This is a genomic window from uncultured Gimesia sp., from assembly GCF_963976445.1.
GTDB lineage: Bacteria > Planctomycetota > Planctomycetia > Planctomycetales > Planctomycetaceae > Gimesia.
In genome coordinates, this window is the sequence record NZ_CAXBKP010000014.1 from 107,074 (window position 1) to 126,254 (window position 19,181).

A 19,181-nucleotide genomic window follows, 5' to 3' on the forward strand; every position below is an offset into this window, starting at 1 on the left:
TGGTCAGCTGTTGAATAAAACGAAAAAATACCGCCAGAGTAAGCATGTGTTTATGTGCATCGGTTTAGTCTGGCGGTTTTTTTCTATCCTGAGTATGGGATGTTTTGAGGGAAAATGCTCAAAATGGCTAAAAGTGAAGGAATTTGCAGTTTGAGCACGTCCCCTTCTCAAATGTGTCCTAGACTTCGTTTAGAAATATGAGCAGTCGTTATTTCAAGAGGTGACAACGCATTTTATGCATTCATTACTTGAGCTATCGGCTATTAACAAAGAGCTAATTTTACATACTGGGAGACCGGTGGAAATGAAATCGATATTACTAGTTGACGATTCCAGGGCTGTTCGACTTGTTGGACGCCGTATGATGGGAACTCTGGGACTTGAAGTCCTGGAGGCTGAAGATGGCAAACAGGCTTTGGAAGTGGCGCGAGCCAATCCAGATCTCGATGCTGTCCTTCTGGACTGGAATATGCCCATCATGGATGGAATGGGTTTTTTAACCGCATTGCGAGCCGACGAACGGGCAAAACAGCCGATCGTGGTGATGTGTACTACGGAAAATGATATGCCTCAAATCGTACAAGCCATGCAGGCTGGTGCCAATGAGTATATCATGAAGCCTTTTACGGAAGATATTGTCCGTGACAAGCTAGAAGAGACAGGTGTTTTGTGAGTCCTTCGGTCATCAAAGTTTTAGTGGTCGATGACTCAGCTGTGATTCGGGGATTAATGACTCAAGCCATCAATATGGACTCTGACTTAAAAGTGGTCGGGTCTGCTATGCATGGTCAGACTGCCCTTACCTGGCTTCAAAATAACCAGGCGGATGTGGTCGTTCTTGATGTTGAAATGCCTGTCATGGATGGGATCAGTTGTTTAAAGCAACTGAAACAGGATTATCCTGATCTACCTGTCATCATGGCCAGTGCCCTGACTCGAGCTGGCGCAGAAATCACTCTGCAAGCGCTTGATATTGGTGCTGCAGGTTGTATTCCCAAGCCAGTGGCAACGAATCCCTCTGAGGCGATTGCACAAGTTGCTCGCAATTTGATTCCGTTAATCAAAGCATTAGCGGGGCCTGCGCAAGTAACTCCTCAGTCGAGTTTCACAAATCGCAGTAGCAGTTCGAATGCAGCAGTACTTCCTGCTAAGACTCCGATGGTTTTAGTCGTTGGGTCCAGCACAGGTGGTCCCAATGCATTAAAGGCAATGTTGTCTGCAATACCAGAGAAATTTTCGTTACCAATCCTCATTGCCCAGCACATGCCCCCTTTGTTTACAAAGTCGCTGGCTGAGCATATTCAACGGGAAACGAAGCGTCAGACAGCGGAAGCTATTGATGGCGAATTAATTGAGAGAGGCCATATTTATATCGCCCCGGGTGATTTTCATATGGTGATTGATAAACAGGATGATCGAATGGTGATTCGTTTGAATCAAGATGATCCAGAACATTTTTGCCGGCCTTCTGTAAATCCTTTGTACTCATCAGCAGCAAAATGGTATGGCAGTTCGGTGTTGGCAGTGATGTTAACAGGGATGGGAGATGATGGGATTGAGGGAGCGCAATTGATCAGTGAGCGTAAAGGTTATATTATCGCACAAGATGAACAGAGTAGTGTTGTCTGGGGAATGCCTGGTGCGATTGCCAATGCAGGACTGGCCAGCCAGGTTTTACCACTCAGGAATATTGCTCCTGAATTAGCCCGACTTTGTTCTTTATAGAAAGTGGTGATCTCGTGTCTCCAGAAGATTATAAATATATTACAGATTTTTTATTGGAATCAACAGGACTTTCTCTTGGCGAGAATAAAGAGTATTTACTGGAAGCACGCCTGATTCCACTCGCTCAAGCTCACGGCATGAATGGAATTGAAGATCTGGTGTTGAGTTTAAGGTCAAAAATTGACCCTACTCTGCAGCAGGGTGTCATGGAAGCGATGACCACGAATGAGTCCTCGTTCTTTCGGGACAGACGTCCTTTTGATGAGCTCAAGAATTCGATCTTGCCGGATATCATTGCAGAACGCAAAATGACTCAGAAGTTACGAATCTGGTGCTCTGCCTGCTCTCATGGTCAAGAACCTTACAGTATCATTATGACGTTGCGAGAACATTTTCCAGAACTTGCAGACTGGAATATCCAAATTATGGCGACGGACTTGTGTTCGAAAGCCTTAAAACGGGCTGAAGAAGGAGTTTATTCCCAGTTTGAAGTTCAGCGTGGTTTACCTGTTCAGCTCTTGATGAAGTATTTTGAGCAATGTGAACAAGGTTGGAAGATTAAATCCGACTCCGGGGTCAGTATACAGTGGAAACATTTGAATCTTCTCGAAGATTTCAAACATCTGGGAATGTTTGACATTGTCTTCTGTCGCAATGTTCTGATTTACTTCAAACCTGAGATGAAAAAGAATATTCTAAATCGCGTCAGTCAGCAAATGCATTCCTCGGGTGTGTTATTGCTGGGGGCTGCTGAAACCGTATTGGGCATTTCCGATAATTACAGTAAGCTGTCTGGTTGCCAGTCTGCCATTTATCAGTTAGCTGGTCGTAATGTGGCAAAGCAGGGAGTGAGCTAAGCTGCTCTTTGATGAGTCTGTGTTATTAAACTGTGATTACAAACTCTCTAATTGAATGAGCTGGTTTTGTATTGAATTGCACAGACAAAAAATTCTCTTTCCTTATTTGTATCTATGTGATATGAGAATACAAACTGGGGCTGCTGTAAGCTTTCCAGTTTCATCGAACTGAACCTATTCTGCTGATTTCGCACAGGGAAGTGCAGAGAACAATGCGGCTTGCCATATTTGAGGATCGTTCTGCGCTGCAATTCGCGCCGATTTCACTTTTGAGACCGGTGTTTGAATTGTTGTGCGGGCAACTCTCTGTTCGCGAACGACTTTTCCGGTCTGTCCCGACAGCGGAATGGGGCGTATTGATTCGCCCTGCCTTGGCTGAGGTCTACGCAGAACAGCATCCCGAAGCTCGGATTAATGACGCCATCTGGCTGAGCGAAGCCCCCACCCTGTTGATCAATGGTCGCTGGCTTCCTTCGAATGCTGAGCTCGGACGACTGGCTCACGTTTCTCCTGATACCGTTGGTATGATGGGGGAGACAGTTGCTTATTTACTGCTGGAGCCAGAAGAGGCTGCTCTGTTAACAACTGATGCCTGGGATGATGCGATTCAAAAAATTGCATCGACCCGAAAGTCGGTCGTTGCTGAGGGGGTCGAATTGCAGTATCCCTGGGACCTGGTGAATCAGAATCGAAGTCAGTTACTTGCTGATTTTACTTTTGACCAGTCAGCGCACCCATCGATGGGTGACGCCAGGAACCTAACTATCGTGGGACCACCAGAGATGGTGCGGGTGGCAGCTTCCGCAGAGATCGACCCCTTTGTCGTGCTGGATACACGTCAAGGACCTGTGGTGATCGAGGAAGATGCGACGATACAGGCTTTTACTCGCATTGAAGGACCAGCCTATATTGGAAAAGGGACTCGGCTGTTTCGTGCGAATCTCAAAGCGGGGACAACCGTCGGGCCGTACTGCAGGCTGGGAGGCGAAATTGAAGAATCGATCCTTCATGGATACGTGAATAAATATCATGACGGTTTCTTAGGTCATTCTTACGTTTGTCCCTGGGTCAATCTGGGAGCGCAAACCAGTAACAGCGATCTCAAAAACGATTATTCCGAAGTCAAGGTTCCACTAGCGGGGATTCCCGTTGAAACGCAGTCGGTGAAAGTAGGCTGCTTTATCGGAGATCACACTAAGACTGGTTTGAACAGTCTGTTTAATACCGGAACTTCCGTTGGTGTGATGTCGATGGTACTGCCCACGGGAGAGTTGCTGCCGAAGCATCTTCCCTCGTTTTCGCGATTTTGGTTGGGGCGCATTGACTGTCAAATCAACCTGTCGGATCTCTTCCAGCTGGCTGAATATTCCATGCAGCGCAGGGGGCTGTCACTCTCTGCCGGTCAGCGTAAGCTTCTGGTCTCTCTATTCGATGAAACCAGCGAGGAACGTGAGCAGGCAATCCGATGGTGGGATAAGAAACAGGCTGCCCGCCCTGCCCCTCAGTCAGCGTCATAAATCAGAGTATGTCGCCGAGACCGTTGCTTCAGGGGCGTAATTTAAGCAGCGGCACAATAGCGAACTTGAGGCAGGTTTGTGTTGTCATATTGATGAGTGCCCGCCCAAGAATAGAGTATGGCGGAACTTGAGGGAAATCTGCGGAGAATCAGTCAGTTCGTAAGATTTATCATCTTGATGTAAGAATGTCGCAAAATGACGACAGTAATTGCATGGTGCCTGCACATTTTGTGAAAATTTCAATTTGTGTTTTGTGCTCCAGATGTGGGAGTCATAAGCATTTAGGATGGACTGTGACTGGAATCCATTTTTTCGGCGAGTTTGGTACAGCCCTTGCGATTCATTCAGTCATTCAGCTTTTCCAGAGGTGGAAAGCAACAGCATCGTTCGAATCACAGGATTCGAGGCTGTGGAAATAGATCATCAACAAAACAAAGTCGTGAATAGTGAAAGTAGGAGAAGAGGGTCATGTCAAATCAGGTCATGGAAGAATTGTGGAATGGGTTGGCTCCAGCGGCAAGTAGTGCAGAGCTGGCTAATGCGGTCGTGGATCGATTGGTCGAGCTGAAAGTTGATTTGCAGGAGGTTTCTCTGGCAGAGATGAAAACACTATTGGCTAATGCCTATATACGGAGTGTCCGGGGAGAGGTGCAGCCTCGAAACCGTAGTGTTTCCGATTGTGTAATTGCATCGTAAATCGTGCGGGACCTCGCACGATTTTGCGTAATTCAAGGTAGGTGCCAGGAAAGTCCTTGAACAAAACAAGCTCCTGGTGGTAGAACTAATGGCGATGCATTTTTCTCTACCCCAGGATACGCTGATATGAATGACTCCGATTCCCAATCGCCAGAAGATACTGGCGCGGCCGACGATCAGTCCGAGCTTGTAAGAAAGATCGTGAATTCGCTCAAACAGGGCAATAAGATCCAGGCCATCAAGGATTACCGGGAGTCCACGGGCGCTGGCTTGAAAGAATCGAAAGAAGTGATCGATGAGTTGATCCAGAAGTATGAGATTCAGATGAAGTCTGGATGTGCTTCGATGGTCTTAATGACGCTATCCACTCTGCTCGTACTTTTCGTCTTCTGCGGCCGCTGAAGTTTCCTTTTTATTGAGGACGTTCGCGTCCACTAATCTCCGGCTTGCCCTTCCTCTCCCCCTCAATTCTCGGAGACTCCTGTCTGCTCGCCAGACTTTCTCTAGTTTGTCTAGGTGAAAAGGCTTAGGTGATTGGTGATATTGTTTTTTTCTAAAACTATGAAACAAATATTAATTCGTTCTTGAGGTACTGACTTGTGTAAGTATACTTAATTAATTAAGGCCGCTCCGAAGTAAAAATCAGCTCTACAATTCTTCATTACTTATTTAATAAATCTTGCTAAACATCTGGGCCTCTTGGGAAAACCTTGGGGCAGATTTTTTAGCCAGCGCCGAATAATTTATGAATATTTTATCCTTTCTTTTTTTAGGAGAGCGTCATGATTTCAAGTCAAAAGAGGCGTCTAGGTTTTACGTTGATCGAACTGCTGGTCGTGATTGCGATTATCGCGATCTTAATTGCCCTGCTGTTGCCTGCCGTTCAACAGGCCCGCGAAGCGGCTCGTCGTGCCAGTTGTAAGAACAAAATCAAGCAGATTTCGTTGGCATTACATAATTATCATGAGACACATCGGGTGTTTCCTCCGGGGGCAATCAATTATGGGTGGTGCTCTGAAAAAGCGACCTTCATGCCACTGAGTCCAGCACGAACAAACCACAATAAAAATGGGTTATCTTTATTGCTTCCATTTTTAGATCAGGCTCCGCTTTATAATAAAATAAATCAGGAGACAGCGAATAGTGCTCAGAATAGCGGTTACTGTTGTAGTTATACAGGAAATGGAAAGCCCCTGGCAGGGAATCCAGCGGATAACGCCGATGCAATGTCGGCTCTCCTGGATGTTTTTCTCTGTCCTTCCGATAGTGGTTCCACACATCTAGGAACTGGTGCGCCTTATGGAACTGCGGCGGCACCAGGCCCTGCTCAGACAAATTATGAATTCAGTGCGGACCAAACGATTGATTGTAATCTGTGGTCGAACCAGGCACCCAATGCTCGGAAAATCTTTGGTGAAAACAGCAGGTCCAAAATCAGTGATATTAAGGACGGCAGTTCCAATACTCTCATGGTTTGTGAAACGGCACGTGAGGTCGCTAATGGCGAGGCACCTGCCTGGGGAATGCGCGGCTGGGTCACAACCGGGGGAGACATTGATCCCGGGATCAATGTGTGGGATGTTCCCACTGGATGGACTCGTCCCGATGTCGGTAACTTAAATAGCTGGGGCCAAGTTGGAAGTCTACACACAGGTGGTGCACACTTTGGACTTGGTGATGGGGCGGTCCGATTCATCTCAGAAAATACGGATCTTACCTTGTTGAAGCGATTGGGAACGATGTCGGATGGTTCGGTAGTTGAACTCCCCTAATTCTAAGTCCTGAGTATCCCAATCACGAATCAAGTAAGAGTGAGGTTTTCAATGCGCTTCGATCCCTGCGGACAGGTCATTTCTGCCGTCGTCATGTTTCTGTTTTGTTTCTGTGTGGGTTGTGGGTCTGCAACAGAACCGGGCCCTGAACTGACTCCGGTCACAGGTGCAGTCTCTTTAAACGACGAGCCTTTAGTCAATGCAGATCTCGTTTTCATCCCTCTGGAAGGCACTCCAGGAGTGGGGGGACAAGCCCGCACTAAAGAGGCTGGCGAATTCAATGTCATATATAGTCGTGGGGGAGAAGGACTTCCTGTAGGAACTTACCGAGTGGCTGCCAGCTATCGATTACTGCCCGATGGTACTCCCGTTCCTGAAGGAGATACAACACCCCCCATAGAATCTCCGGCGAAAGAAACACTTCACCGTAAGTATTCTAGCCAGGATGAATCAGAATTAAGGGCAACGGTTTCTCCCGGTACGCCGATCGAGTTAAAACTGACTAAGAAGAAATAGGAAATAGAAAGACAAGAAGTATCACTTCTCTTAAACGAGGCAGATCGACAAAATCTCATTTTGCTGGTTTTAACTGCGGAGTGACAGAATAAACATACCCGAATTCGGTCGCCTCCGAATTCGGGTTTTGTCGTGTATTCAGGGCTTTTTCTACGAACGGAAATTGAAGAGTGAACCCGACTCGATGTTTTGAGTGCGCTTAGAATATTGCTTCTTGATTCTAGGGTATTATGTTGAATTGGAAACAGGCTAGCCCATCCCCAAAATAGAGCTGTGAAATGTAGTATACAGAGTTGATGCGGTGCGATGGGTTTTCGTTGTCTGCTTACCGTAAATTGCAGTTCCAAGAAAACTTTCCTATTAAAAACATCTTTTCTTCACAATTACCAAACAATTTGTCATCATAGTATGGTGTCGATTCGATTTGCGTGATTTGCTGTTTCGTAAATCTCTTGTGATCGAATTGAAACATCGACCCGCCCGAAGCTACCCTCCTCGAAAGGTGAATTCATGAGACGGTTTATCACTTCTCTGGCTGTCCTAGGTGCACTGTTAACCTCAACAGTAATCTGGGCGTGCTCGGTCCCCGTCTTCCGTTATGCATTGGAACGGTGGCCTGCCGACAAATATAACGCTGTTGTGTTTTACCGGGGAGAACTCAATGCAGAGCAGCAAAAGCTGGTGGCTCAATTCGACAAAGAGGGCGCGATTGGCCAAAAATCGGCGAACGTCGAATTGAAGTTGGTAAATCTCGATGCGAAACCCACTCCGGAAGATCTTGATCTCTGGAAAAAACAAAAATCAGAAACGCTGCCATTAATGGTCGTGCGGACTCCCCTGCCCGCTCCGGTGACGGAGGGCTTCTGGTCGGGGGAACTAAATGCAGAGAATCTGGTACGTTTGATTGATTCTCCCCTGCGGCAGAATATCGCCAAGCAGCTGATTAATGGGCAAACTGCGGTCTGGGTCTTCCTGGAAAGCGGGAATCCAGAAAAAGATAAAGCCGCCTTTGAACTTCTGACCAAAGAACTCAAGCGAATGGAAAAAACGCTGAAGTTGCCTGAGATCGATCAGGCGGATATCGAACAGGGATTGGTCAGTGTTTCCCCGGATAGTTTGAAGCTGAAGTTCAGCGTCGTAAAATGTTCGCGTGAGGATTCAACAGAAACCTACTTCACGCAGATGTTACTGGCTACGGAAAATGATCTCAAAGACTTTGATAATGAGCCCATGGCGTTACCCGTATTCGGTCGAGGGCGGGTCTTATATGCATTGATTGGCAAAGGGATCAATCCGGGAACAATCGAGCAGGCATGTCGTGATCTCACCGGTCCCTGTACCTGTCAGGTGAAAGACCAGAATCCAGGGACCGATTTATTGATGGCTGTGAACTGGGAAAACCTGGTGACACCTTCAACAGAGGATAAAAAAGAATTACCGCCGCTAACAGGTCTGATCGGTTTTTCCAAAGATTCAAAGGAGACATCAGAAACGCTCAAGATGCCTGCTGTTCTGAAAAATGGTTTGGCCGAGAAGAAAGCGGATTCAGAGCAGACAGAAACGGTTGACGGAACGAAGGCGAACCAGTCGCAGGAAATTACTGTGACGAAAACCAATGGTGCCACGACAGCATCGACATCAGGTGCGACAGAACAGCCCGGTGGAAGCGGGGCGGAATCACAGAAGAGTGCTCAGGGCAGTACCCTCTTTCGGAATCTGAGCATCATGGCTTCATTTGTGATCATTCTGCTTCTGGGGGCCAGCTATATGTTGATGGTTCGCAAATAAATGAGACAGTAGATACAGTCAGAGTTTAATTTCTGTTTTGGTTTTAGAAAAGTATGGGCCATGTCATTATTTCGGTTAATTATACAGGAAATGCAGCATCGCAAGATTAATTTTTTGCTGGGGCTGTCTTCTGTTGTGATTGCGGTCGCTTGCTTGATCGCAGCTTTAACACTGTTGCAGGCAGATGAAATTCAGACGACTTTCATTCTGGAACAGAAAGCGGATGAAGTGAAGCAGGCGGGCGATGATCTGGTAGACGCCATGCGGAAAATAACAAAGGGACTCGGGTTTAATATTCTGATCCTGCCAGGAAATCAGGATTTGAACGAGTTTCATCTGACCGGGATTGTGTCCGGAACAATGCCGGAAGAAAACGTTAAAACTCTGGCAGACTCGAAAATCGTGACCGTCAATCACCTGCTGCCGATGGTGGCGAAAAAAATTACCTGGCCAGAAAAAAAATGTGATGTCATTTTAACGGGCACGCGTGGTGAAGTGCCGATTTTACATCGCGCTCTTAAGAAGCCGCTGCAGCAGCAGGTTCCCAAAGGGAGCATGGTACTGGGGTATCAGATACAGCAGAAACTGGGATTGAGTAAGGGGGATGAAGTTCAGCTACTGGGGAAAAACTTCAAAGTCACTCAAGCGTATCCGGAACGTGGCACAGCCGATGACAGCACAATTTGGATCAACCTGGAAGAAGCGCAGAAATTACTGGGAATGCAAAACCTGGTGAATGCGATTCTGGCTCTGGAATGTAATTGTGCTGCTGAAGACCGCGTGGCTCAGATTCGAGATGAAATTGGAAAAATACTTCCCGGGACTCAGATTATCGAACGCGGCCCCCCTGCTCTGGCACGGGCAGAGGCACGCAATCAGGCACATGAGTCAGCTGTCGCTTCGCTGGAACAGGAAAAAAACAGTCGACTGCAGATGATTGAACGTCATGCCGATTTTGCAGCGGTACTGGTTCCGCTGGTTGTGCTCGGCTGTGGTGCCTGGATCGGGTTTCTGTCGTTGGAAAACGTCCGGCGTCGTGCGACTGAAATTGGTGTATTACGAGCAATAGGATTACGGTCTTCACAGGTCTTTGGGATCTTTATCATCAAGGCGATTGTGATCGGCGTGATCGGCGCGTTGATTGGATATTTTCTGGGCTACGGGATCGGGATCATCTGGGGGAATCTGCCGGCTTCCGTCAATCCGGAAGTCGCCCTGTTTTCTGGGCGATGGTTACTGTTAAGTCTGGTATTTGCACCGGTACTGGCAAGTCTATCCAGTTGGATCCCCGCCTTGCTGGCGGCAAGACAGGATCCTGCCACGATTCTTCAGGAAGGATAATCGGAATAAATATGTTATTGGAATTAGTGGAACTATCAAAGTCATTCAAGTCCGGCTCCAGACGGGTTCAAGCCGTGGATGGGATCAGTCTGACTGTGGACGCGGGGGAGTTTCTCGCGATCAAAGGGCCGAGTGGCTGCGGGAAGTCTACCCTGTTGTTAATGGTCGGCGGTTTATTAAGCCCCGATTCAGGGAAAGTGCTCATTGAAGGCACTGATCCTTATGCACTTTCTAATGACCAGAGAGCCCGGTTTCGGTCGACCCATCTAGGTTTTGTTTTTCAACAGTTTCACCTTGTGCCCTATTTAAGTGTGCTGGATAACGTATTGACGCCGGCGCTGGCGACAAGCTTAACGGACGCCAAAGAACGAGCGAATGAACTGATCTCGCAATTTGGTTTAGAGCATCGTTTGCACCATACGCCTGCAGAATTGAGTACAGGAGAAAAGCAGCGAGTGGCTCTGGCCAGAGCGCTGTTTCATCAACCCAAAGTTCTACTGGCGGATGAACCGACCGGGAACCTGGATTCCGAAAATTCTGAAATTGTGTTGAATGCACTCAATTCATTTGCCAAGAACGGAGGCTGCGTGCTGATGGTCACTCATGATGATCAGGCGGTTCAGTCGGCGCAGAAGGTATTGGGCATCAAGAATGGCCGTTTACAGCCACAGAGTGAAACTGAAGCGTTAATTAATTCTTAAGAATGAATCAATTGAACTAACTGGATGATATAATGAGACACCACCACAGTGACCACTGGAAGCAGGTAACTCAGCTTTTATCCCGAAGAGGCAAAATTAGTAGTGGAATGGCGTTTGTTGGAGGCTCTCTGGCTTTCTTCGTCATTATGCTAGGGGTTCTGATCTACGCGCCCCCGAAAGATGCATCAGAAGCACCAGTAAAAACGGCTCAGGATTCTGACGGCCAACCGGCTGCGAAGAATGAACGAGGCGACTCAGAGAGTCAGAATACCGAGTCCCTGTTAATGTACTGTGCTGCGGGCATTAAGCCACCGGTTGCAGAAGCAGCAGCGCAATTTGCGGCAGAAGAGTTTGGCGTGCCCGTTCAATTGCAGTATGGGGGCTCTGGAACCTTGCTCAGTAATTTGCAAGTGGCGAAAAAAGGAGATTTGTATCTGGCTGCAGATACCAGCTATATCGAAATCGCCCGTGAGAAGAACCTGGTCAAAGAAGCGGTTCCGGTGGCGCAAATGCATCCGGTGATCATGGTCAAAAAAGGGAATCCGAAACAGATTCAATCAATTGATGATCTGTTAAAAGAAGATGTGACCGTTTCCCTGGCGAACCCCGATGCCGCCTCGATCGGGAAACTGACTAAAAAAGAGCTGGAAAAAGCTAAGAAGTGGGATGCTCTGGCGAAATCAGCTCGGGTCTTTAAACCGACGGTTTCAGAAGTCGCCAATGATGTGCTGCTGGGGGCGGTGGACGCCGGCATTGTCTGGGATGCGACCGTCAATCAGCATAGAGACAAAGCGGAAATGATCGAGGTGCCTGAGTTCTCTCAGGCGATTAAAAATGTGACCGTTGGGATTTTGAATTCTTCGGAGCATCCTCAGGAAGCATTAATGTTTGCCCGTTACCTGCAGGCTCCGGAGAAAGGGCAGAAACTGTTTGCCAAAATGGGGTATCAGTCGGTCAACGGCGACACGTGGGAGCCACATCCCCAAATTCTGCTCTTTAGTGGTGGTGTGAACCGACTGGCGATCCAGGATACGCTGAAGGGATTTGAAAAGCGTGAAGGCGTTTCGATTAACGTAGTGTATAACGGTTGTGGCATTCTGGTGGGGCAAATCAATAGCGGACAAAGTCCAGATGCTTACTTTGCCTGTGATACCTCTTACATGGTTCAGGTTCAGCCTAAATTTACTCTCCCTTTAACCGTTGCCGAAACGGATATGATTATCATTGTCGAGAAAGGCAATCCTAAAAACATCAAATCCGTTTACGATCTGGCTGGTGAAGACATCAAGATTGGGATTGCCCATCAAGAACAAAGTGCGCTGGGCGCCTTGACCAAAAGATTACTGGGGCCGCTGGTCCAGAACGATAAAAGTCTGTACGACGCAATTCAGCCGAATGTTAAAACCAACACTCCGACCGCTGATCTGCTGGTGAATCAATTGCGAACTGGTTCTCTGGATGCGGCGATTGTCTATCGGGCTAATATTTCTAAAGTAAAAGATAAATTGGATGTCGTGGAAATTAAAGAGGGACGTCCTCTGGCAGAGCAACCGATTGCGATCTTGAAGTCAACGAAATATCCCAACCTGATGCAACGTCTGGTCGATCAGTTAACATCAGATTCTTCGCGTGTGATTTTTGAATCCCGAGGATTTCGCTGGCGTATCACTCCGGAGTCGATATGACTGAGCAGAAGACTGACGAACTTTCCAGCGGGCTCAAATCTCGTTCTGATCTCCCCTTTTATACGATTTTTATTGCCATCAGCGCCATTTACGTGCTGATGATCGTGGCGATGTTGTCGGCAGAGACGACTTATACGACCCCCGATCATATCTGGGGTGCGTTTGAAAAACCGGAAATCCGCTACGCGATCTGGCTGAGCCTTGTCTCCTGTGCGATTACCACAGTGTTGTCACTGTGGGTCTCGGTGCCGATCGGATATTTAATGTCCCGACATAATTTCTGGGGCAAAACGCTGGTGGATGCGGTCCTGGATATTCCGATTGTGTTACCTCCGCTGGTGATCGGTTTGTGCCTATTAATCCTGTTTCAGGTAGAAGTGCCTCAGATTGAATGGGTGAACAATATAATGAAGTCCATTTCAGGGGCCTTGTTTGGCAAAGAAATCTTTGTCGCCGAAGGAGATTCGCTGGATGACATGATTCGCAAAACCACCGGTCTGATTTTTGGAAGACCGATCGGCGTGACTTATGAAATTCCGAGTGTGATTCTGGCCCAGTTTATGGTGGCGTGTGCGTTTGCGGTTCGGACGATGCGGGTGACCTTCGATCAGATTGGCCCGCGGTATGAGCAGGTGGCGTTGACGCTGGGGTGTAATCGCGGGCAGGCCTTCTGGCGTGTGGTGTTTCCCCAGGCCTATCGCGGGTTATTAGCGGCGGGGACACTGGCCTGGGCACGTTCGTTAGGCGAATTCGGGCCGATTCTGATATTTTCGGGTGCCACCCGCATGAAGACAGAGGTTCTGCCAACTACCGTGTTTTTGGAGCTGACAGTTGGTAACATAGAAGGTGCCGTTGCCGCTTCGTTAATTATGGTTGTTTCTGCATTGATCGTATTGGTGATTGCCCGGCTGTTCGGACTGACGCGCGGTGCGGCAATTTAAATTGATGTTTTAAAAGTGTCTCTGGATGCCAGGGAACTCTGCTGCCTGATTTGATAAGATATGATTTCAGTAAATAATCTTTGCGTAAAAGTGGGCGAGTTCAGCCTGAAGGATATCAGCTTTGAAGTGCCTCAGGGGCATTACGCGGTATTAATGGGCAAGACCGGCAGCGGGAAAACGACGATTCTGGAAACCATTTGTGGCTTGAAGAAAGTCCTCTCCGGAACAATCCATCTGAATGGGAAACTGATGACTCATGCCAAACCGTCTGAGCGTGAGATTGGTTACGTTCCCCAGGAAGGTGTGCTGTTTCATACGATGACCGTTAGAGACAATTTATCGTTTGCTTTAGAGCTGCGAAAATGGAGCAAACAGAAAATCAATGATCGTGTGGAAGAGCTGGCCAGTCTGCTGGGGATCACGGGACTACTCAATCGAACTCCCTTTGGTTTGAGCGGTGGAGAAACGCAACGCATTGCGCTGGGGCGGGCTCTGGCAGCGAAGCCTGCCTTTTTGTGTTTGGATGAGCCATTAAGTGCTCTGGACGAACAAACACGCGAAGAAATGTGTGTGCTGCTGAGCGATGTGCAGCGTTTGACCCGCGTTACAACTTTGCATATCACGCATAATCTTTCAGAGTCCGATCGATTAGGCGATATCAAGTTATGTATCGAGGGGGGCGCCGTTCACCAGCGCTCAACGGGCAGCACGGAAAAAATATCGGGACAGCCGAGTCAGGTGAGTCAGAAAACAAAATTGACCCCATAAAACCGGCGAAAATGAAAGCGGAATCAGATGAAGATTGTAGTGGAGTATACGGCACAGGTTAAAAAAGCCGCCGGTGTAGGCAAAGAAGAATTTGAGGTGAACGAAGGAAGCACTCTGCAGGAACTCGTCAAGAAGGTGGCAGAGAAGCATGAGACGTCTCTGAAATCAATCCTGTTCCCGAATTCAGACGAGTTACACCCTTCGATCCTGCTGTTTGTCTCCAATCAGCAGGTTCTATGGGATGAGCCTTTGACTTTAGAACCGCATCACGTTGTGACGATTCTCTCGCCCATCTCCGGCGGATGATTTTCTGTTTTTAATATATCGGCAATGCTTATTTACTGAGAGACAGGAGTCATGATGTCTGGTTTCGCTCCCCTGACAGATGAAGAACGAGCAGTTTATGAATGGCAGATCTGGGTACCGGAGTTTGGTGAAGCCGGTCAGGAAAAATTAAAAAATGCGTCTGTGTTGGTCTCACGTTGCGGGGGCCTGGGCAGCGTGGTTGCATATGAGCTGGCAGCGGCCGGCATTGGTAAGCTAGTGATTGCCCATGCAGGAAATGTCAAACCGAGTGATTTAAACCGCCAGTTATTGATGACGCATGACTGGTTAGGCAAACCGCGTGTGGAATCTGCGGAACGCCGTTTGAAAGAGCTGAATCCTCGCCTGGAAATCGTTGCTATTCCAGAAAATATGAGCGAAGAAAATGCAGAACAGATTGTGAACCAGGTCGACTTAATTGTCGATTGTGCCCCGCTCTTCCCCGAACGCTATGCGATGAATCGGCAATCGGTGTTACAGAAGAAGCCATTAGTTGAGTGTGCCATGTATGATCTGGAAGCGCAGATCACGACGTTCATTCCCGGTCAAACCGGCTGCTTGTCGTGTCTGTTTCCCCACGATCCGCCTGCCTGGAAGCGGGAGTTTCCTGTCTTTGGCGCTGTTTCGGGAACAGTCGGCTGCATGGCAGCGATGGAGGCGATCAAGGTGCTTTCCGGATTAGGAGAGCCGTTGACCAATCAGTTAATGATGTTTGATTTGCGAGATATGACATTTCACCGGAATACAATTCAACGCCGGACAGATTGCCTCGTCTGTGGAAAATAGCAGCTGATGGGTTTGATATGATCAAGAAGGAAGATCTCATGAAGGTTCAGGACCCGTCAGGCAGTGAAAGAGTGATTCGGCGCTCCTTCGATTAGGGCTAGCATGTACAGCAATCCGGATTTGTCGTGCAGTTTCTCTAAATTGGTGTTTTTTTGTATTTTAAGCTCTCTTTACTAAACCACGTAAGTAGAATAAGTTAAGATGAAATAAAGATATTAAGATCTGTATCAGATCTAGCCATTTTTCACTTGGAGTAGACAGTGATGCGCCATCACCTTTTCAAAAGTATAATATTCTCACTCGTTACTGTGTTATCAACGGTCATGTTTACCGCTGTTGTACAAGCCCAGACGGATCAGGAAGTGACAGAGTCCCGATTAAAGGGGATCGAATTTCTGAAATCCCAACAGCAGGAAGATGGGAGTTGGGAATACGAAGGGCATCCAGTGGGAATTACGGCGCTGTGTACAATGGCGTTGCTTGAAAACGGCATTCCGGTGAATGATCCTCTGATTCAGAAAGGCCGTGAGTTCGTCCTGAAAGAGTCAGAGAAGTTGAAGTCCACTTACGATCTGGCATTGGCGATCTTATTGCTATCACGGGTGGGAGACCGGGAAGATAAAGTTCAGATTCGCAGGTTTGCCGCACGCCTGATTGCCGGGCAGACTACGACCGGTGGTTGGACTTATAGTTGCCCGCTGGCCTCTGCCAGTTCCTTGAATAATCCGAGAGCCCGTCCCAAGTTAGGGACTTCGCCGGGAGATAACAGTTGTACGCAGTTTGCTGTGCTCGGCTTATGGACTGCCTCCCGATCGAATATTGATATCGAAAATTCGATGATTGGTGTGGCCCGACGATTTGTTGAGACCCAAAATGAAGATGGTGGCTGGTCTTATAAGCTACCCACGGAAGAGATGAAAGAACCGTCAAAGAATTCCATGACATTGGCGGGGCTGTTTTGTCTGACGGTTGCCCGTGCGGCCAAAATCCGGTCGTTGCAGGAAGAACAAGAGAAGGACGGTGAATCCAGAGCGACAGAGCAAAAAGAGGGTGATACTTTAGTGTCTGATCCGATTTTTGCCAAAGGGCTTGAAATGGCGGGGAAATATGCGGCGGGAATCAGTACTTCCTCAGCACGTTATTTTCTCTGGTCTACGGAACGCGTGGGGGTTTTGCTGGGGCTGGAAAGACTGGGAGACACCGACTGGTTTTCGAAAGGTGCCAGTGCTCTGATCAAGACTCAAAAAGAAGATGGAAGCTGGGAAAATTCGAGAGGAAAACTGGCTGAGACTTCGTTTGCGATTCTCTTTTTGCGGAAAGCCAATCTGGGAAGTGATATTTCGCGGATGCTGAACGGGGAGCCAGAAAAGAAATTTCAGATTTCTACTCAAGCAAAGAAACCATTGTTTGAGAAACTGGAAGATGCAGTGGCTGCAGCGAAAGCTGGTGATTTGATTCGTGTCAATGGCGATGGGCCTTTCCAAATTCCGCATATTGAAATTGATAAAAATTTAAGTATCGAAGCGGGCTTTGGTTATTCGCCCGTTTTTGTGTATGCCCGAGGACGCAATAAACTGGGATTGCGGGCACGCCCTGAACGAGATCCCAATGTACGACACATTATACGGGTCTCAAAGGGAATGCTGGCATTGGAAGGAATCGCGTTTGAGTTCGATCCCCCAGAAGTCGGGAAAGATATTCCCTGGGCGGCGATCGTCGTAAATGGTGGTGACCTGAAAATGCTGAACTGTTCCATTTCAGAACAGAACGAAAAAGGCATGGCCGCCATTCAGTTTTTAAAGCCGACTGATTCTTCCATTACGAACTGCTTTTTAGTGGGGGGACGGGCTGCGATTGAAATCGAAGGAACCGGCAAACAGACATTGCTGGTCGATGATTCCATCTTGTTTTCGCGAAAAATATTCTCGGTATTAAAAAGTTCCGGAACCACAGCAGGTGGCAGCATTAACCTGAACCTTTCACATTGTACAATTCAAGGTGAGGATGTGTTTGATTTCGAACGCTTTGTCAAAGACATCCACGTCAAGAGTGACTTCACCGCTTATAAAGTCGATAACCTGGGACTGTCCATGTTGTCGTTGAAGTCGTCAAAAGAAAATCGTTCCTTTACTGGTGACGGAAATGTTTATGACGTCGATAAATGGCTCGGGCTGAGTGGCAGAGCTGATTCCAGCGTGACCGATGTCAAAAGTTGGAATCGCTTCTGGGGCAATTCGGATGACAACTCTTTGCAGGAAACCATTTCGTTTGTGCAGCGTCGTACCAATAATTCCTTTAACCATCGGTATAAACCTGAAGATTGGGCATTGTCAGAAGACTCCAAGGTCGCTGCGCGGCAGTATGACCTGGGGGCCAAGCCATTTAATGTGGGAGCGGGTCTGGGATTCAGTCGTTTTCGCAGCAGTATTCTGTATAACGAATGGAAACAGAAACAGTTGGCTGAGGCCAAGTGATCGGGTTTCGAACAGCTCAGAATTGATTTTTCGTTTGATTCCGCTAGAATTCCAATGAGTCTGACTTTCAGGGGTGTCCCTGAAACGTCTCTCAATCCTATCTTCGATTCGACGGTGAGAAAGTTCACCGCTATTTGAATGAACGCCAGTAAACTGCGCCGCCAGATTATTTTCGAAGCGGCACGACTGATGTACTCCCGGCAAGAGACCGAATATTATCGCGCCAAAATGAAGGCAGCCCGCAAGGTCTGTCAGGGGTGGGTGAAGCCGTCTGACTTGCCCAGTAATCGCGAAATTCGGGATGAAATCCAACGCTTCGCCTGCACATTCGAAGGGGACACGCGTACCGAGAATCTGCTTTCGATGCGTCTGCAGGCATTGCGTTTTTTACGGTTGTTTGCCCCCTTTCACCCCAAATTGATTGGCAGTACGCTGACCGGACATATTCGCAAGGGGTCGGATATTGACATTCACGTCTTCTCGCATAGCTGTGAAGCAGTGACAGCACGACTGGATGATGATGGAATTCCCTATCGGGTCGAACATAAAACTGTCAAAAAAAATGGTGAAGAGCGAATCTTTACACACATTCATGTGCAGGATGAGTATCCTGTCGAATTAACCCTCTATTCCACGGTAAAATCGAGTTATGGCTTTAAATGTTCGATCACCGGAAAACAAATTGAACGGGCGACGCTGCCGGAATTCGAACAGCTTCTGCAAAAGGAATATCCGGGTATCGATCTGGATGAGCGGCTGGCAGAAGTAGAGCAAAGTATGGATCGATTTCAACTTTATCGGATGTTGCTGCTGCCACTGGCGGGGGTCAAGCAATCACGAAAGTATCACCCTGAAGGAGATGCTTTATATCACAGTCTCCAGGTGTATGACCTGGCCTATGATGAACTGCCTTACGATGAAGAATTTCAACTGGCGGCTCTGTTACATGATGTCGGAAAAGCCATCGATCCCAAGAATCATGTCGAAGCAGGCTTGCAGGCACTGGAAGGTTTGATTACAGAGAGAACATTCTGGTTGATTCAACATCATATGGAAGCCCATGCCATCAAAGATGGAACCATTGGGGCACGTGCCAGACGGCGGATCATGGCAAATGAGAATTTTGAAGATCTGTTGCTGCTGGAAGAATGTGATCAGGCTGGTCGGGAACCGGGGGTCGAAGTGCCTGACCTTGATGATGCTCTGGAAGCGGTTCGTGAGCTGGCCCGACTTTGTGAATGAGCCCGATTCTGTGAATCAGATAAAGCACGATTCGAAGCTTATATATCA

18 protein-coding genes are annotated in these 19,181 nt (G+C 47.8%); all 18 read left to right on the top strand.

Going from position 1 to position 19,181, the window contains the following annotated elements; genetic code table 11:
- Positions 1 to 304: 304 nt before the first annotated feature.
- The 18 genes from AAC022_RS16270 to AAC022_RS16355 all read left to right on the top strand — a co-directional run bounded on the left by AAC022_RS16270 (position 305) and on the right by AAC022_RS16355 (position 19,133).
- Positions 305 to 673, top strand: a complete 369-nt coding sequence (locus AAC022_RS16270; RefSeq protein WP_339732656.1) for a response regulator — start codon at positions 305 to 307, stop codon at positions 671 to 673.
- Complete coding sequence (locus tag AAC022_RS16275; protein WP_339732659.1) at positions 670 to 1,725, top strand: chemotaxis response regulator protein-glutamate methylesterase; 1,056 nt, start codon at positions 670 to 672, stop codon at positions 1,723 to 1,725. Before AAC022_RS16270 ends, AAC022_RS16275 begins: the two co-directional genes overlap by 4 nt.
- Before the next feature lie 14 nt (positions 1,726 to 1,739).
- Complete coding sequence (locus AAC022_RS16280) at positions 1,740 to 2,582, top strand: protein-glutamate O-methyltransferase CheR (protein WP_339732662.1); 843 nt, start codon at positions 1,740 to 1,742, stop codon at positions 2,580 to 2,582.
- Between the two features lie 212 nt (positions 2,583 to 2,794).
- Positions 2,795 to 4,099: a putative sugar nucleotidyl transferase gene (locus tag AAC022_RS16285; RefSeq protein ID WP_339732664.1), complete on the top strand. Its 1,305-nt coding sequence runs from the start codon at positions 2,795 to 2,797 to the stop codon at positions 4,097 to 4,099.
- Positions 4,100 to 4,567: 468 nt separating this feature from the next.
- Positions 4,568 to 4,795 (top strand): hypothetical protein, encoded by a 228-nt coding sequence (locus tag AAC022_RS16290; protein WP_339732665.1) that lies wholly within the window; start codon positions 4,568 to 4,570, stop codon positions 4,793 to 4,795.
- 126 nt (positions 4,796 to 4,921) lie between these two features.
- Positions 4,922 to 5,197, top strand: coding sequence for a ribosomal protein L7/L12 (locus AAC022_RS16295; protein WP_339732667.1), 276 nt, complete (start codon positions 4,922 to 4,924; stop codon positions 5,195 to 5,197).
- A gap of 380 nt (positions 5,198 to 5,577) precedes the next feature.
- Positions 5,578 to 6,567, top strand: a complete 990-nt coding sequence (locus AAC022_RS16300; protein ID WP_339732668.1) for a DUF1559 domain-containing protein — start codon at positions 5,578 to 5,580, stop codon at positions 6,565 to 6,567.
- A gap of 51 nt (positions 6,568 to 6,618) precedes the next feature.
- Entirely contained in the window at positions 6,619 to 7,083 is a 465-nt protein-coding gene (locus AAC022_RS16305; RefSeq protein ID WP_339732669.1) for a hypothetical protein, read from the top strand.
- Positions 7,084 to 7,593: 510 nt separating this feature from the next.
- Positions 7,594 to 8,871, top strand: coding sequence for a hypothetical protein (locus AAC022_RS16310; protein WP_339732671.1), 1,278 nt, complete (start codon positions 7,594 to 7,596; stop codon positions 8,869 to 8,871).
- Between the two features lie 60 nt (positions 8,872 to 8,931).
- Positions 8,932 to 10,212 carry an FtsX-like permease family protein gene (locus AAC022_RS16315; protein WP_339732672.1) on the top strand — a complete coding sequence of 427 codons (1,281 nt, stop codon included), beginning with the start codon at positions 8,932 to 8,934 and terminating at the stop codon, positions 10,210 to 10,212.
- An 11-nt stretch (positions 10,213 to 10,223) separates the two neighbouring features.
- On the top strand, positions 10,224 to 10,913 hold the full coding sequence (locus AAC022_RS16320) for an ABC transporter ATP-binding protein (RefSeq protein WP_339732673.1): 690 nt from the start codon (positions 10,224 to 10,226) through the stop codon (positions 10,911 to 10,913).
- Positions 10,914 to 10,945: 32 nt separating this feature from the next.
- Positions 10,946 to 12,598 (top strand): molybdate ABC transporter substrate-binding protein, encoded by a 1,653-nt coding sequence (gene modA / locus AAC022_RS16325; RefSeq protein WP_339732674.1) that lies wholly within the window; start codon positions 10,946 to 10,948, stop codon positions 12,596 to 12,598.
- The gene (locus AAC022_RS16330) at positions 12,595 to 13,539 is read left to right on the top strand and encodes an ABC transporter permease (RefSeq protein ID WP_339732677.1); all 945 of its coding nucleotides are present in this window, start codon (positions 12,595 to 12,597) and stop codon (positions 13,537 to 13,539) included. The genes modA and AAC022_RS16330 overlap by 4 nt, the downstream gene beginning before the upstream one ends.
- A gap of 60 nt (positions 13,540 to 13,599) precedes the next feature.
- Positions 13,600 to 14,307 carry an ATP-binding cassette domain-containing protein gene (locus AAC022_RS16335; RefSeq protein ID WP_339732679.1) on the top strand — a complete coding sequence of 236 codons (708 nt, stop codon included), beginning with the start codon at positions 13,600 to 13,602 and terminating at the stop codon, positions 14,305 to 14,307.
- 27 nt (positions 14,308 to 14,334) lie between these two features.
- The gene (locus AAC022_RS16340) at positions 14,335 to 14,613 is read left to right on the top strand and encodes a MoaD/ThiS family protein (protein ID WP_339732681.1); all 279 of its coding nucleotides are present in this window, start codon (positions 14,335 to 14,337) and stop codon (positions 14,611 to 14,613) included.
- A 51-nt stretch (positions 14,614 to 14,664) separates the two neighbouring features.
- Positions 14,665 to 15,417: a HesA/MoeB/ThiF family protein gene (locus AAC022_RS16345; protein WP_339732683.1), complete on the top strand. Its 753-nt coding sequence runs from the start codon at positions 14,665 to 14,667 to the stop codon at positions 15,415 to 15,417.
- 263 nt (positions 15,418 to 15,680) lie between these two features.
- Positions 15,681 to 17,891 (top strand): prenyltransferase/squalene oxidase repeat-containing protein, encoded by a 2,211-nt coding sequence (locus AAC022_RS16350; protein ID WP_339732684.1) that lies wholly within the window; start codon positions 15,681 to 15,683, stop codon positions 17,889 to 17,891.
- A 138-nt stretch (positions 17,892 to 18,029) separates the two neighbouring features.
- Positions 18,030 to 19,133, top strand: coding sequence for an HD domain-containing protein (locus AAC022_RS16355; RefSeq protein ID WP_339732685.1), 1,104 nt, complete (start codon positions 18,030 to 18,032; stop codon positions 19,131 to 19,133).
- The last annotated feature ends 48 nt before the right edge of the window (positions 19,134 to 19,181 follow it).